This is a genomic window from Teichococcus aestuarii, from assembly GCF_003116135.1.
In the GTDB taxonomy this organism is placed as follows: Bacteria; Pseudomonadota; Alphaproteobacteria; order Acetobacterales; family Acetobacteraceae; genus Pseudoroseomonas; species Pseudoroseomonas aestuarii.
Genome location: NZ_PDOA01000079.1, coordinates 1 through 815 on the forward strand (window position 1 = coordinate 1; position 815 = coordinate 815).

1 protein-coding gene is annotated in these 815 nt (G+C 63.8%); it reads left to right on the forward strand.

Going from position 1 to position 815, the window contains the following annotated elements; translation table 11 throughout:
- Window positions 1–22: 22 nt before the first annotated feature.
- Window positions 23–815 (forward strand): IS5 family transposase gene (locus CR165_RS24210; protein WP_109519426.1). Its coding sequence is split into 2 segments (ribosomal slippage), with 794 coding nucleotides annotated over them: window positions 23–374 and window positions 374–815; the frame shifts between segments, so codons are not numbered across the junction. This gene is flagged as partial in the annotation.

Sequence of the window (815 nt, forward strand, 5' to 3'; positions counted from 1 at the left end):
CATGGCGGCCGGAGGTGCTGCCATGGCTGGCCTGTTCTGGCTCACAAAGGCACAGATCGAGCGGATCACGCCCTACTTCCCGCTCTCGCATGGTGTGCCGCGGGTCGACGACCAGCGGGTCGTCAGCGGTATCATCCACATCATCCACATCATCCACATCATCCGCAACGGTCTGCGCTGGCGCGATGCGCCTGCCGAGTACGGCCCGCACAAAACCCTCTACAACCGCTTCGTCCACTGGAGCCGCATGGGGGTCTTCAACCGCATCTTCGCAGGCTTGGCCGGGCGCAAGTTCCAGCCGGACCGACTGATGATCGACGCCACTCACCTCAAGGCGCACCGCACGGCGGCCAGCCTGCTCAAAAAGGGGCTGTTCCCCGGCATATCGGACGTACCAAGGGCGGCCCGAATTCCAAGCTGCACGTTGTCTCGGACGGGCATGGCCGCCCACTGATCATGCTGTTCTCCGAAGGCCAGATGAGCGACCACAAGGGTGCCGCGCTGATGCTCAGCGCCTTGCCGCCCGCCCGCGTCCTGATCGGTGACAAAGGCTATGACAGCAACCGCTTCCGCGAGGCCCTGACCGCGCAAGGCATCGAGCCCTGCATTCTCTCACGTCGCGATCGCAAGAAGCGCATCCCGCATGACAGAAAGCTCTACCGCCAGCGGCACCGCATCGAGAACATGTTCGGCAAACTCAGAGACTGGCGCCGCATCGCCATGCGCTACGACCGCTGTGCCCACACCTTCTTCAGCGCCATCACCCTCGCCGCTACCGTCACCTTCTGGCTCGGACAATGGGTCCTGAGCCTAGG